We start from the raw sequence: 13,930 nt of genomic DNA on the forward strand, positions 1-13,930 counted from the left end.
CGGGCCGGGGCCGGGGCGAACCGCGGGTCGGTCACGCGGGAGAGGGGTCCCCTGCTGGGACGAAGTCCCGCGACACCACGCGGAGATCGGTGCGGCCGGCGGACGCGGGCGAGCACAGCCACCGGATGGCCGGGCCCATCACCGGGTTCCAGGAGCCCGGCTCGGGCCTCGTCCGGTAGGTCGTCAGGGATCATGCCGGTGACAGTGGCCCCACCGGGCAGCAGCAGGTGGACGTCCACGCCGGTGCCGGCCAGGTCGGCGGCCATCACGTGCGACATCGCGTCGGTGGCGGCTCGGGACGGGCCGTAGGGGACGAACCCTCGGCGGCGCATCGTCTCCTCGTTGATGCTGACGTTCACCACGGTGCCGTGCCCGGCAGCGACCATGTCGGGCACGACCGCGCGGGCGACGAGGAAGTAGCCGGTCACGTTGGTGGCCATCAGGTCGGCGAACCCCGCCGGGCTGACATCGTGGAACGGTCGTGGCTCGGTGAGGAACCGGGGATTGACCGTCCGCATGCCGATGCCGGCGTTGTTGACCAGGACGTCGATGCCGCCGAGGGCCGCGCGCGCGGCCGCCACGCCGTCGGCGACGGAGGCCTCGTCCCGCACGTCCATCGCGATCCCGGTGGCCGATCCCGGGCCGGCGGCCGTCTCCTGCTCGGCGACCCGGCGGGCACGGTCGGCGTCCCGGCCGGTCAGGACCACCGAGGCCCCGCCGGTCACCAGGGCCCGCACCATGCCCAGCCCCAGCCCGCTGGTACCGCCCGTCAGCAGGACCCGGACGCCGCTGACATCGGCGTCTCGCGCTTGCCCCTCGACCGCCCGCTCGGGCATGAGCTCCTCCGCCGCTCCGTCCCACGTTCGCCAGACCTGCCATGACTCCAGAGCCCCCGCTGGGCGCTGCCGCCGGGCGATGACGAGCGGGAAGGTCGGGGCCAGGATCCAGCGGGTCACCCACCCACGGGTGATCGCCCGGAGCCGACCAGCGCCGGTGGTCAGGAAGGTGGCTCCGATGATCGGGAGCGGCCGGTCGCTGAACCGTTCGACGAAGCCGCGCCGCCAAAGGGGGCGGGCCCGCCAGAAAGCCGACCCGGGGTGTTGTGCGCCACATCGCCAGATGGCTAACCTGACGGGGTCGTCAAGTTTGTCTCCGTGGCCAGCGCCCATGACCCGCAGGAGCCTCCGTGCGCTTCACCGACGAGCACCGCGCCTTCCGGGCATTGGTCCGGGACGTCGTCGAGAAGGAGATCGCCCCGCACGTCGACGAGTGGGAGCGCGCCGGCATCTTCCCGGCGCACGAGCTCTTCCCGAAACTCGGCGAGCTGGGCCTGCTGGGCCTGGAGTACGACCCCGAGTACGGCGGGCAGGGGGCCGACCACATGTACTCGGTCATCCTCGTCGAGGAGCTGCACCGCTCCGGGTGCGCGGGGATCCCGATGGCCATCGGCGTCCAGACGATGATGGCCACGCCGTCGCTGCACGAGTTCGGCAGCGACGAGCTCAAGCGCCGCTACCTGGAGCCGGCCATCCGTGGCACTGCGGTCTGCTCCATCGCGGTGACCGAGCCGGCCGCCGGCTCCGACGTGGCCGGGTTGCGCACCCGAGCCGTGCGCGACGGCGACGACTGGGTGATCAACGGCAGCAAGCTCTACATCACAAACGGCACCCAGGCCGACTGGCTGTGTCTGCTCGCCCGCACCTCCGACGAGGGCGGCCACCGCGGCATGTCCCAGATCATCGTGGAGACGAACACGCCCGGCTTCTCCGTCTCGCGGACGCTCGACAAGCTCGGCAACCGGTCCTCCGACACCGCCGAGCTCTTCTTCGACGACGTCCGGGTCCCGGTGTCCAACACGATCGGCCAGGTCGGGCGCGGCTTCCAGCAGCAGATGGCGCAGTTCGTGGTGGAACGCATGTTCGTCGCCTACGGCGCGGTGACCAGCTGCCGGCACGCCCTCGAGCGCACCCGCGACTACCTCAAGCAGCGGCAGGCGTTCGGCGGGCCGCTCATGGCCAGCCAGTACCTGGCCTTCCGGCTGGCCGAGCTGTCCGCGCAGGTGGACCTGCTGCAGTCGCACAACTACGCCTGCGCGGAGGCGTACCTGGCCGGGGAGGACGTCACCCGGCAGGCGACAGTCGCCAAGCTGACAGCCGGCCGCCTGCTGCGCGAGGTCGCCGATACCTCCATCCAGTTCCACGGCGGCATGGGCTACATGGAGGAGACCTGGACCTCCCGGTTCTTCCGCGACACCCGATTGGCCTCCATCGGCGGCGGCGCCGACGAGGTGATGCTCCAGGTGCTGGCGCGGATGGACGGGTTCACGGCATGACGGCGACCGGCAGCGCGCTGCTGGAGCAGCTCGTCGGCAACCTCGAGGCCGAGTGCGCCGACCTCGACGCGCGGGTCGCCCCGCTGGAGGCAGCCGCCTGGCGTGCTCCTACCCCCGCGGTCGGCTGGGACATCCGGGACACCATCAACCACCTGGCCTTCTTCGACGCCGACGCCCGGCTGGCGGTCACCGGTCCGGATGCCTTCACCGCGCTGGTGCAGCGAGTGACCGCGGACGGCGGCGACTACGTCGAGCAGCGCACGCTGGAAGGCCGGGACCTGGAGCCGGCCGAGGTCCTGGACCGCTGGCGCACGGGACGTGCCGAGCTGGCCGCAGCACTGCGGGTCGCCGAGCCCGGGATGCGCGTCCCGTGGTTCGGCCCGCCCATGAGCCCCGCCTCGTTCGTCACCGCCCGGTTGATGGAGACCTGGGCCCACGGGCAGGATGTCGTCGACGCGCTCGGGCAGCAGCGTCCGGCCACCTCCGGGCTGCGCGAGGTCGCCGAGATCGGCTACCGGGCGCGCCCGTTCTCCTACGCGGCCCGCGGCGCGACCATGCCCGAAGCGCCGGTGCGGCTCGAGCTGACCGGGCCGGACGGCCAGAGCTGGACCTGGGGCCCGCCCGAGGCGGCGGACGTGATCAGCGGCCCGGCGCTGGACTTCTGCCTGCTGGTCACCCAGCGCCGGCATCGCGACGACCTGGCGCTGACAGTGCGGGGGGCGGCGGCGCAGGAATGGGCCCGGATCGCGCAGGCCTTCGCCGGCCCCCCCGGAGCCGGGCGGGAGCCGCTGCGATGAGCGCGCCGCTGCGGGTGGCCAACGTCTCCGGTTTCTACGGCGACCGCCTCTCCGCAATGCGGGAGATGCTCGACGGCGGCGACGTCGACGTCCTGACCGGCGACTACCTGGCCGAGCTCACCATGCTCATCCTCGGCCGGCAGCGTGCCGGCGACGCGGCCGCCGGGTACGCGCGCTCGTTCCTCACCCAGCTCGAGGACTGCCTCGGCGACGCACTCAGCCGGGGGGTTCGGATCGTCAGCAACGCCGGCGGGCTGAACCCGCGAGGGCTGGCCGACGCGGTACGTGAACTCGGCACGCGGCTCGGGGTCGAGGTCCGGGTGGCCACTGTCAGCGGTGACGACCTGCTGCCCCGGCTCGTCGAGCTGAGCTCCGCCGGCCGCCTGCGGGCCGGTGAGCGGCCACCGGCGGACGGTGACGGGGCCGCGGGGGCCGGGGAGTTCCCCGACACGCTCACCGCGAACGCCTACCTCGGCTGCTGGGGCATCGTACGGGCGCTGGAGGCCGGCGCCGACGTCGTCGTCACAGGTCGTGTCACCGACGCCAGCGTGGTCGTCGGCCCGGCGGCCTGGCACCACGGTTGGGGCCCCGGTGACCTCGACGCGCTCGCCGGGGCGACCGTCGCCGGGCACGTGCTCGAGTGCGGCGCGCAGGCCACCGGCGGCAACTTCAGCTTTTTCGCCGAGCTGCTCGACGCCGACCCCGGCTGCCTGGACCGCATCGGTTTCCCGCTCGCCGAGATCGCCGCCGACGGGACCTCCGTGATCACCAAGCACCCCGGCACCGGGGGAGCTGTCACCGTCGGAACCGTCACAGAGCAGCTGCTCTACGAGTGCACCGGCAGCCGCTACGGCGGGCCGGACGTCATCACCAGGTTCGACCAGCTAGAGCTTCGGCAGCTGGGGCGTGACCGGGTCGAGATCACCGGGGCCCGCGGGCTCCCGCCAGGGGGGTGGCTGAAGGTGGCGACGAACCGTCTCGGCGGCTTCCGCAACTCCATGACCCTGCCGCTGGCGGGGCTGGACGTCGACCGCAAGGCGGAGCTGCTGCGCCGGCAGCTGGCTCCGGCGCTGGAGGGGGTGGCAGAGGCCGTCGTGACCCTGGCGCGCACGGACTCCCCGGACGCCGGCTCCGAGGAGGAGGCGAGCGCCCTGCTGCACGTGACGGTGAAGGACCCGGACCGGGAAAAGGTGGGCAAGGCGTTCACAGTGCCCCTCATCGAGCTGGGCCTGGCGAGCATCCCCGGCTTCTTCGCCACCACCGCCCCGCCCAGCCCGTCGGCCTACGGCGTGTACGCGCCAGCCTGGGTGCCGGCCGAGGACGTCGACCAGCTGGTGGGCCTGCCCGACGGCGGCGCGGAGACAGTTCCCTCGGCGCGGTCGCGGCCGGCCGGCGCCCAGGACGACGAGCCCGCGGAACTGGTGGCCGGCGGTGGGCCGTCGCCGGGCGGCCCCACCCGCCGCGTCCCACTCGGCCGGGTGGTCGGCGCCCGGAGCGGTGACAAGGGAGGGGCGGCCACCCTCGGCGTGTACGCCCGGAACGACCAGGGCTACGCCTGGCTGGCCGCCTTCCTCACCGAGGAGCGGCTGCGCGAGCTGCTGCCCGAGGCGGCCGGCCTGCCGCTGACCCGGGAGCTGCTGCCCGGGCTGCGGGCGGTGCTGTTCCAGATCCACGGCCTGCTCGGCGAGGGCGTCGCCGCCGGCACCCGCTTCGACCCCCAGGCCAAGGCCGTGGGGGAGTGGCTGCGCTCCCGCGTGGTCGACGTCCCGGTGTCCCTGTTCCCGGAAGGACGAGTGTGACCATCCTCGCCGAGCGCGCCGCGGAGAACCGTGCCGCGCTGCTCGAGCGCCTCGCGGAACTCGACGAGCAGCGCGCCCTGGCCAACCTGGGGGGCAGCGAGAGCGCCCTGGCCCGGCACCGCAAGCGCGGCAAGCTGACGGTCCGCGAACGCATCGAACTCCTGCTGGACCGGGACAGCCCGTTCCTGGAGCTGTCCCCGTACGCCGCCTGGGGCACCGACTTCCCGGTGGGCGCCAGCCAGGTCACCGGCATCGGCGTCGTCGAGGGCGTGGAGGTGATCATCTCCGCCAACGACCCGACTGTGCGGGGCGGCACCTCGAACCCGTACACGCTGCGCAAGGCGGGGCGGGCGCACGACATCGCCGAGACCAACCGGCTGCCGTTCCTCAGCCTGGTGGAGTCCGGCGGCGCCGACCTGCCGACCCAGTCGGAGATCTTCATCCCCGGCGGCCGCGGCTTCCGCAACCTCACCCGGCTCTCCGCCCAGGGCATCCCGACCGTCTCCCTGGTCTTCGGCAACAGCACCGCCGGCGGCGCCTACGTGCCGGGGATGAGCGACCACGTGGTGATGATCGACGGTCGCAGCAAGGTGTTCCTGGCCGGACCGCCGCTGGTGAAGATGGCCACCGGCGAGGAGGCCGACGAGGAGTCCCTCGGCGGGGCCTCGATGCACGCCCGGGTCTCCGGCAGCGCCGACCACCTCGCCGTCGACGAGGTCGACGCCATCCGGATCGGCCGGCAGATCGTGCGCAATCTCAACTGGCGCAAGCGCGGACTAGGCCCCTCCCGGCCGGCCGACCCGCCGCTGCACGACCCCGAGGAACTGCTCGACCTCGCCCCGGCCGACCTCCGGCAGCCGCTGGACCCCCGCGACGTGCTCGCCCGGATCGTCGACGGCAGCCGCTTCGACGAGCACAAGCCGCTCTACGGCACCTCCCTGGTCACCGGCTGGGCGAGCATCCACGGCTATCCGATCGGCGTGCTGGCCAACGCCCGCGGGGTCCTCTTCCGGCAGGACGCCGAGAAGGCCGCCCAGTTCATCCAGCTGGCCAACCAGACCGACACCCCGCTGCTGTTCCTGCAGAACACCACCGGCTACATGGTCGGCACCGAGTACGAGCAGGACGGCATCATCAAGGCGGGCTCGCAGATGATCAACGCCGTCTCCAACAGCGCCGTCCCGCACATCACGGTCAACATCGGGGCCTCCTACGGCGCCGGCAACTACGGCATGTGCGGCCGGGCCTACGACCCCCGCTTCCTGTTCACCTGGCCCAACGCGAAGAGCGCCGTCATGGGGGCGGCGCAGCTCGCGGGCGTGCTGGACATCGTGGGCCGGGCCAGCGCACAGGCCCGCGGGCGCGACTACGACGAGGAGGCCGCCGCGGCGATGCGGGCCGCCGTGGAGCAGCAGATCGAGGCGGAGTCGCTGGCGCTGTTCCTCTCGGGCCGGGTCTACGACGACGGGATCATCGATCCGCGCGACACCAGGACCGTCCTCGGGCTGGCGCTGTCGGCGATCCACAACGCCCCTGTCCGAGGTCTGCACGACGGATGGGGGGTGTTCAGGCTGTGACCGCTCCCCGGAACCTGACGAGCGTCCTGGTGGCCAACCGCGGGGAGATCGCCCGTCGCGTGTTCGCCACCGCGCGGGCCATGGGGATGCGCACGGTGGCCGTGTACTCCGACGCCGACGCGTCCGCGCCGTTCGTGGCCGACGCGGACATCGCGGTCCGGCTGCCGGGCAACACCCCGGCGGAGACCTACCTGCGCATCGATTCCATCGTGGCGGCCGCGCTGCGGGCCGGCGCTGACTGCGTGCACCCCGGCTACGGCTTCCTCTCCGAGAACGCCGACTTCGCCCGCGCCGTGCAGGCGGCGGGGCTGGTCTTCGTGGGCCCGAGCGCCGAGGCCATCGACGCCATGGGCAGCAAGCTGGCCGCCAAGGCCCGCATGCAGGAGGCCGAGGTGCCCACCCTGCCCAGCGTGGACGCCACCGGGCTGTCCGGATCGGAACTGGAAAAGGCCGCCGCCGACGTCGGCTACCCGCTGCTGGTCAAGGCGTCCTTCGGCGGCGGCGGCCGCGGCATGCGGGAGGTCCGCCGTCCCGGGGAGCTGGCCGAGGCGGTAGAGGGTGCCCGCCGAGAGGCTGCCTCGGCCTTCGGCGACGGCACTGTCTTCCTGGAGCGGTTGCTCGAGCGGCCCCGGCACGTCGAGGTCCAGGTCTTCGGCGACAGCCACGGCACGACGGTGGCGCTGTTCGAGCGGGAGTGCTCCATCCAGCGGCGCCACCAGAAGGTGGTCGAGGAGGCGCCGTCCCCGGCGGTCGGCCCCGAGCTGCGGGAGCGGCTGCAGGCCGCCGCTGTCGCCGCGGCCAGGTCCATCGACTACCTCGGCGCCGGCACCGTGGAGTTCCTGCTCGACGATGAGGGCGACTTCTACTTCCTCGAGGTCAACACCCGCCTGCAGGTGGAGCACCCGGTCACCGAGGCGGTCACCGGCCTGGACCTGGTCCGGTTGCAGTTCGACGTCGCCGCTGGCCGGCCGCTGCCCGACTCGGCGCTGCGGCCTCCCCTGAACGGGGCGGCGATCGAGGTCCGCCTCTACGCCGAGGACCCGGCCCGGGACTGGTTGCCCCAGTCGGGGCGGCTCGAGGACCTCCACGTCCCCGCCGACGCCGAGTTCCGGCTGCCCCACGGGCCGGGCATCCGGCTGGACAGCGGTGTCGCCCCCGGCAGCGAGGTGGGCGTGCACTACGACCCGATGCTGGCCAAGGTCATCGCCTGGGCGCCGGACCGGACCTCGGCCGCGCTGGCCCTGGCCGGCGCGCTCGAACGCGCCAGGCTGCACGGGCTGACCACCAACCGTGACCTGCTCGTGCGGGTGCTGCGCAGCGGGGCGTTCCTCGCCGGTGAGACCGACACCGGCTTCCTGGACCGGCACGGCCTGGACGTGCTGGCCGCACCCCTGGTGGACGCCGAACGGCTGCGACTGCACGCGCTCCGGCCGCCCTCGCGGGGGCGGCGCTGCGGCGGGCCACCGCGCCGGTGCTCGCCGGCCTGCCGTCGGGGTGGCGCAACAACCCGACGCAGGCGCAGACCACTGTCTTCGACGCCGGGACCGTGCGGTACCGCCTCGATAGAGGCGGCCTGGCTGCCGACGTGGACGGCACCCCCGTGGAGGCGACGCTGCTGGGCGCCGAGGTGCTGGCGCCGGGCAGGGTGCTGATCGAGCTGGAGGCCGGCGGCCTGCGCTCCGCCTTCGAGGTGCACGTGGCCGGCGACAGCTGCTACGTCGACGAGCCGGGTGGGTCCACCGCGCTTGTCGAGCTGCCGCGCTTCCCCGACCCCAGTGCCGCCATCCCGCCCGGGTCGCTGACCGCCGCCATGCCGGGCTCGGTGACCCGGGTCGCCGTCGCCGAGGGCGACCGGGTGACGGCGGGGCAGCCGTTGCTGGTGCTCGAGGCGATGAAGATGGAACACCCGGTGACCGCCCCCACGGCAGGCGTGGTCACCGCACTGCACGTCACCGTCGGCCAGCAGGTGGAGACCGGCGCCGTGCTCGCCGTGGTGGAGGACCAACCCGCGCCCGACCGAGGAGAACCTGATGCGTCCTGACCTGTCCGGGATCGATCCCCTCCAGCTGAATCTGGCCACCCGCCTGTCGGTGGGGGACATGCTCACCCGCTCGGCATTCCAGTTCCCCGATCGGACCGCCGTCGCCGACGGCGCCGAGGAGATCAGCTACGCAGGGCTCGACGCCGCCGCCGAGGCATTCGGGCGCGGGCTGCTCGACGCCGGTCTGCAGCGCCAGCAGCCAGTGGCCTTCCTGCTGGGGAATTCGTGGCGGTTCGTGGCCACGTTCTTCGGCTGCGCCAAGGCCGGGCTGGTCGCCCTGCCGGTCAACCTGATGCTGCCCGCCGACGACGTGGCGTGGATCCTGGGCGACTCGGGCGCGCGGGCGGTGGTCGCCGATCCCGCGTTCGTCCCGATCCTCGAGCAGGTGCTGCCCGACCTGCCGCAGGTCACCACAGTGGTGGTCACCGGGGAGGCGCCGGCCTCGGTGGCCGGTCGCCCGGTGCTGCGCTGGGACGACGTGGCCGCGGACCCCACCCCGCTGCAGGTGGTGGTGGAGGACCGCGACACCCTGCACTGCCTCTACACCTCCGGCACGACGGCCCGGCCCAAGGGCGTGCTGACCAGCCACCTGGCCGTCCACGTGGCGGCACTGAGCAATGCGCTGCAGGTGGGTCACCGGCACGGGCACGAGTTCTCCGTGGCCCCGATCGTGCTCCCGCTGTTCCACACCACCGCGCTGGACACGCTGCTGCTGCCCGTGCTGCTGACCGGCGGAACGGCGATCCTGCCCGGTGGTTTCGAGCCCCGGTCCTACCTGGACGTCGTGGAGAGCCGCCGCGCCACGCACCTGCTCCTCCTCCCCATGATGTGGGCCGCGGTGCTCGCCACCCCCGGGCTGGACGAGCGGGACCTGTCCTCGGTCCGGCTCTGCATGTACGCCATGGCCCCGATGCCGCAGGAGCGGATCGGCCAGATCGCCGCCGCGTTCCCCGGCGCCGACGTGCTGCTGGGCTCGGGGCAGACCGAGTGCGTGCCGGCCACGGTGCTCCAGTGGCCCGCTCACCAGGACACGAAGAGCGGCTCGTGGGGCCCGGCGGTGGTGACTGTCGACACCCGGATCATGGGACCGGCCGGGGACCTGCTTCCCCGGGGCGAGACAGGGGAGATCGTCTACCGGGGTCCGCACGCGATGAGCGGCTACTGGAACAACCCGGCGGCGAACACCGCGGCCTTCGCCCACGGCTGGTTCCACAGCGGCGACGTGGGCCACCTCGACGAGGAGGCTGTCGTCTGGTTCACCGACCGGGTGAAGGACATGGTGAAGACCGGCGGGGAGAACGTCTCCTCCGTGGAGGTCGAGCGGGTGCTGCTGAGCTTCCCGGAGATCACCGAGGCCGCTGTCATCGGGGTGCCCGACGACCAGTGGGGCGAGGCTGTGACAGCTGTCGTCGTCGCCGCCGACCGCGCCGCCGACCCCGCCGACCTCGCGCAGCGGCTGACCGCGTTCTGCCGCGAGCACCTGGCCGGCTTCCAGGTCCCGAAGCGGATCGAGGTCCTCGCCGGCCTGCCCAAGACGGCGACGGGCAAGATCCAGAAGCACGAGCTGCGAGCGCGGTTCCGTGGCTGATCAGGAGCTGGTCCACGTCGACCACCGTGGGCCCGCCGCGGTGGTCACCCTGGACTCGCCGCACAACCGCAACGCGCTGTCAGCCGCGCTCCTCGAGCAGCTGCATTCCGCGCTGCGGCAGACGATGGGCCAGCCCGCCGTGCGCGTCCTCGTCCTCACCGGGGCCGGGCCGGTGTTCTGCTCCGGCGCGGACCTCAAGGAGGAGCGGACGGGCGTGCGGCCGGTGGTCAACCTGCCGGAGGTCCTCACGCTGATCATGGAGGGACCCAAGCCGGTGGTGGCGCGGGTCAACGGGGCCGCGCGCGCCGGCGGGCTGGGCCTGGTCGCAGCCTGCGACCTCGCGGTGGGTCTCGCGGGCGCGACGTTCGGGTTCAGCGAGGTCCGCATCGGCGTGGCCCCGGCCATCATCGCCGTGCCAGTCCTGCGCCGGATGGACCGCCGCGCCGCGCGCGAGCTGTTCCTCACCGGCGAGCAGTTCGACGGGGTGCGTGCCCGGGAGGCCGGCCTGCTGGACCGTGCGGTGGCCGACGACGAGCTGGACGAGACAGTCGACGCGCTGGTCGGGCAGCTGAGCCGGGGAGCCCCCGAGGCGCTGGACATCACCAAGCAGCTGCTGCGGGACATCCCGGGCGCTGACTTGCAGGAGGACCTCCGCCGGATGGCCGAGGTCTCCGCCGAGCGGTTCCTCTCGGCCGAAGCGCGGGAGGGCATCGCCGCGCTGCTGGACAAGCGCCTGCCCGCCTGGGTGTCACCGGCGGGAGCACCGACCGGAGGAGGAGCCGCATGACCGAGACCGATGTCCTCGCGCCCGTGGGGGACCCGTGGAGCACGCTTGAGCGGGTGGCGTTGCGGCGGCTGGCCCGCGACTTCGTGTCCCGCGAGATCGCACCGCACATGGAGGAGTGGGAACTGGCCGGTGAGCTGCCGCGGGAGCTGCACCGGAAGGCGGCCGACGTCGGGCTCCTCGGCGTCGGGTTCGCCGAGGAGGTGGGCGGCAGCGGCGGCGACCCCATCGACTCGGCCATCATCACCGAGGAGATCCTGCAAGGCGGCGGCTCCACCGGCGTCTGCGCCTCCCTGTTCACCCATGGCATCGCCGTTCCGCACATCGCCGCGCACGGCAGCCCGGACCTGGTCGACCGCTACGTCCGGCCGACGCTCGCCGGCGAGCTCATCGGCTCTCTGGGGGTCACGGAGCCGGGCGGAGGCTCCGACGTCGCGAATCTGCGCACCCGCGCGGTGCGCGAGGGCGACGAATACGTGGTCAACGGCGCCAAGACGTTCATCACCAGCGGCGTCCGCGCTGACTTCGTGACCACCGCCGTGCGCACCGGCGGACCCGGTCACGGTGGAGTCTCACTGCTGGTCATCGACACGGACACGCCGGGGTTCACAGTGTCCCGGCGGCTGGACAAGATGGGCTGGCGGTGCAGCGACACCGCCGAGCTGGCCTTCACCGACGTGCGGGTGCCGGCCGCGAACCTGGTCGGCGCGGAGAACTCCGGGTTCGTGCAGATCATGCAGCAGTTCCAGAGCGAGCGGATCGGCCTGGCCGTCCAGGCCTACGCGACCGCAGCTCGCGCCCTGGATCTGGCGCTCGCGTGGGCGCGGGACCGGGAGACCTTCGGGCGGCCGCTGTCCTCCCGCCAGGTGATCCGGCACAAGTTCGCCGAGATGGCCCGTCAGGTCGACGTGGCCCGCTGCTACACGCGGGCGGTCACGCAGCGGTACCTGGCCGGCGAGGACGTCGTCACCGAGGTGTCGATGGCGAAGAACACAGCCGTCTACGCCTGCGACTTCGTGGTGGATGAGGCGGTGCAGATCTTCGGCGGCATGGGCTACATGCGGGAGTCGGAGGTGGAGCGCCACTACCGCGACGCGCGGATCCTCGGCATCGGCGGCGGGACGAACGAGATCATGAACGAGGTCATCAGCAAGCGGATGGGCCTGTGACCTCGGAGCCCGCCCGCCCGCTGCGGGTCACCGGTACCGAACAGGAACGGGCCTGGGCCGAGAAGGTCCTGCCCCCGGTCGAGATGGTCCAGCAGGGGCTGTGGTCCATTCCCGTCCCCATCCCGGACAGCCCGCTGCGCTATGTGCTGGTCTACGCCCTCGAACTGGACGACGGCCTGGCCCTGATCGACGCCGGATGGGACACCGACGACGCCTGGCAGGCCCTGACCCACGGGCTCGCTACCGCGGGGCACGCGATGGGCGACGTCCGCGGCGTGATGGTGACGCACATCCATCCCGACCACTACGGCCTGGCCGGCCGCGTCCGCGAGGCGTCCGGTGCCTGGGTGGGACTGCATCCCGACGACGCCGCGCTGCTGCCCGCTCGGTACGGGGCCGGCATCACCGACCTGCTCGACGACATGGCCGCGCTGCTGCGGAACTGCGGCGTGCCCGAGGACGAGCTCGGGGTCCTGGCCGGCGCCTCGCTGGCGATCACCGACTACGTCCGCCAGGCCGAACCCGACCGCCTGATCCGCGACGGCGACCGGCTGCCACTGGCGGGATGGGATCTGCGTGCCGTGCACACCCCCGGCCATTCGCCCGGCCACCTCTGCTTCCACGAGAACCGTCGTCGCCTTCTCTTCTCCGGCGACCACGTCCTGCCCCGCATCACGCCCAACATCGGGGTGCACGCTCAGTCGCCCGGCAACCCGCTGGCCGACTTCATCGACTCGCTGGCGCGTGTGGGAGCGCTGGACTCGGACGTGCGCGAGGTGCTGCCCGCGCACGAGTACCGCTTCGCCGGCCTCGCGGCGCGCGTGTCGGCGCTCGTGGCACACCACGACGCGCGGCTGGAGGAGGTCCGCGCTGCCGCGGCGACGGCGCCCACGACGTGGGAACTGACCGCAGCGCTGACCTGGTCGCGGCCCTGGGACCAGATCTCGGGCTTCATGCGCAGAGCGGCTGTCGCCGAGACCCTGGCGCACCTGGTCCTCCTGGAGAGCAGAGGACGGGTGCGGCGCAGCCGCGAGACGCCGTGGCGCTGGGTGCAGCACTGACTCGCCGGCCACCCATCCACGCCATCTCGGCCCGTGGCCGTCCGGTCAGCCCGCCCCCGCCCGGCCGCCGCCGGGCCACGCTCGCGGCGCCAGACCTATCGCCCCGGCCCACAACCGGGTGAGGACGTCGACTGCCGCCGCCTCGTCCAGCCCCTCCACCGGGTCCTGCCACAGGTGGGCGAAGGACTCCACCATCGCGCCCAGAGCGCTGGCCGTCGCCCGCGGCGGCAGCTGCGGATCGGCGAGCCCCAGCTCCTGCAGCCGGATCAGGCCCTCCATCCCTCGTTGGACGAACGACTCCCGGATCTCCAGCCGCAGCCGGAGGAAGTCCTCCCGTGTGTCCGCCAGCGAGTCCAGCACCCGCAGGATGCGGGAGTGCCGGGTGACCGCACGCAGGAAGGACCGGTTCGCCGCCTCGATCCGCGCATACGCCGCGTCCGCCGGCAGGCGACTACCGATCGAGGTCGCGGAGAAGATGTCCGCGGCGACCTCGGAGATGATCTCGCGGAGCAACATCTCCTTGGAGTCGAACCACGTGTAGAACGTGCCATGGGAGACCCCGGCGCGCTGCGCCACCGCGTCGATACCGACGGCCGAGAAGCCGCACTCCTCGAACAGCTCCCTTCCGGCCGCCAGCAGCGCGGACCGGGTGCGACGGCCACGCGCGGTGGCTGGAGGGGATGCCGGTCCTGCCGACGTCATGCCTCGTCCCTTCATCCGGCGGTCGCGCGTGGAACCTCATCTTGACGGAACCGTCAAGTCTGGCCAAGCTGGCCGTGACT

The 13,930-nt window shown here is 73.0% G+C and carries 10 protein-coding genes and 2 pseudogenes; 10 read left to right on the plus strand and 2 right to left on the minus strand.

The genetic code is table 11. The features are described 5' to 3' along the window. Window positions 1-248 precede the first annotated feature (248 nt). A pseudogene (locus CRP29_RS23850) lies at window positions 249-1,169 on the minus strand (SDR family NAD(P)-dependent oxidoreductase); the annotation flags it as partial. Between the two features lie 17 nt (window positions 1,170-1,186). Here CRP29_RS23850 and CRP29_RS20830 point away from each other — a divergent pair. The 10 genes and pseudogenes from CRP29_RS20830 to CRP29_RS20870 all read left to right on the plus strand — a co-directional run bounded on the left by CRP29_RS20830 (window position 1,187) and on the right by CRP29_RS20870 (window position 13,148). Continuing rightward, the gene (locus CRP29_RS20830; RefSeq protein ID WP_097196973.1) at window positions 1,187-2,332 is read left to right on the plus strand and encodes an acyl-CoA dehydrogenase family protein; all 1,146 of its coding nucleotides are present in this window, start codon (window positions 1,187-1,189) and stop codon (window positions 2,330-2,332) included. Beyond that, window positions 2,329-3,129 (plus strand): TIGR03084 family metal-binding protein, encoded by an 801-nt coding sequence (locus tag CRP29_RS20835; RefSeq protein WP_097196974.1) that lies wholly within the window; start codon window positions 2,329-2,331, stop codon window positions 3,127-3,129. Before CRP29_RS20830 ends, CRP29_RS20835 begins: the two co-directional genes overlap by 4 nt. Beyond that, the gene (locus tag CRP29_RS20840; RefSeq protein ID WP_209305941.1) at window positions 3,126-4,928 is read left to right on the plus strand and encodes an acyclic terpene utilization AtuA family protein; all 1,803 of its coding nucleotides are present in this window, start codon (window positions 3,126-3,128) and stop codon (window positions 4,926-4,928) included. The genes CRP29_RS20835 and CRP29_RS20840 overlap by 4 nt, the downstream gene beginning before the upstream one ends. Then, a complete protein-coding gene (locus tag CRP29_RS20845; RefSeq protein WP_097196976.1) occupies window positions 4,925-6,505 on the plus strand; it encodes an acyl-CoA carboxylase subunit beta in 1,581 nt (526 codons plus the stop codon). The genes CRP29_RS20840 and CRP29_RS20845 overlap by 4 nt, the downstream gene beginning before the upstream one ends. Next, window positions 6,484-7,806, plus strand: a pseudogene (locus CRP29_RS20850) (acetyl-CoA carboxylase biotin carboxylase subunit); the annotation flags it as partial. The gene CRP29_RS20845 and the pseudogene CRP29_RS20850, both read left to right, overlap by 22 nt. 170 nt (window positions 7,807-7,976) lie before the next feature. Next, the gene (locus CRP29_RS23430) at window positions 7,977-8,546 is read left to right on the plus strand and encodes an acyl-CoA carboxylase biotin carboxyl carrier protein subunit (protein ID WP_455428505.1); all 570 of its coding nucleotides are present in this window, start codon (window positions 7,977-7,979) and stop codon (window positions 8,544-8,546) included. After that, window positions 8,536-10,134 carry an AMP-binding protein gene (locus tag CRP29_RS20855; protein ID WP_097196977.1) on the plus strand — a complete coding sequence of 533 codons (1,599 nt, stop codon included), beginning with the start codon at window positions 8,536-8,538 and terminating at the stop codon, window positions 10,132-10,134. Before CRP29_RS23430 ends, CRP29_RS20855 begins: the two co-directional genes overlap by 11 nt. Next, entirely contained in the window at window positions 10,127-10,921 is a 795-nt protein-coding gene (locus CRP29_RS20860; RefSeq protein WP_097196978.1) for an enoyl-CoA hydratase-related protein, read from the plus strand. The genes CRP29_RS20855 and CRP29_RS20860 overlap by 8 nt, the downstream gene beginning before the upstream one ends. Beyond that, the gene (locus CRP29_RS20865; protein ID WP_097196979.1) at window positions 10,918-12,087 is read left to right on the plus strand and encodes an acyl-CoA dehydrogenase family protein; all 1,170 of its coding nucleotides are present in this window, start codon (window positions 10,918-10,920) and stop codon (window positions 12,085-12,087) included. Before CRP29_RS20860 ends, CRP29_RS20865 begins: the two co-directional genes overlap by 4 nt. After that, window positions 12,084-13,148, plus strand: a complete 1,065-nt coding sequence (locus CRP29_RS20870) for an MBL fold metallo-hydrolase (RefSeq protein ID WP_209305940.1) — start codon at window positions 12,084-12,086, stop codon at window positions 13,146-13,148. Before CRP29_RS20865 ends, CRP29_RS20870 begins: the two co-directional genes overlap by 4 nt. A gap of 45 nt (window positions 13,149-13,193) precedes the next feature. Here the strand turns inward: CRP29_RS20870 and CRP29_RS20875 are convergent, their stop codons facing one another. Beyond that, window positions 13,194-13,850: a TetR/AcrR family transcriptional regulator gene (locus CRP29_RS20875; RefSeq protein ID WP_167758201.1), complete on the minus strand. Its 657-nt coding sequence runs from the start codon at window positions 13,848-13,850 to the stop codon at window positions 13,194-13,196. Between the last annotated feature and the right edge of the window lie 80 nt (window positions 13,851-13,930).

Source organism: Blastococcus aggregatus, assembly GCF_900221005.1.
Taxonomy (GTDB): domain Bacteria; phylum Actinomycetota; class Actinomycetes; order Mycobacteriales; family Geodermatophilaceae; genus Blastococcus; species Blastococcus aggregatus.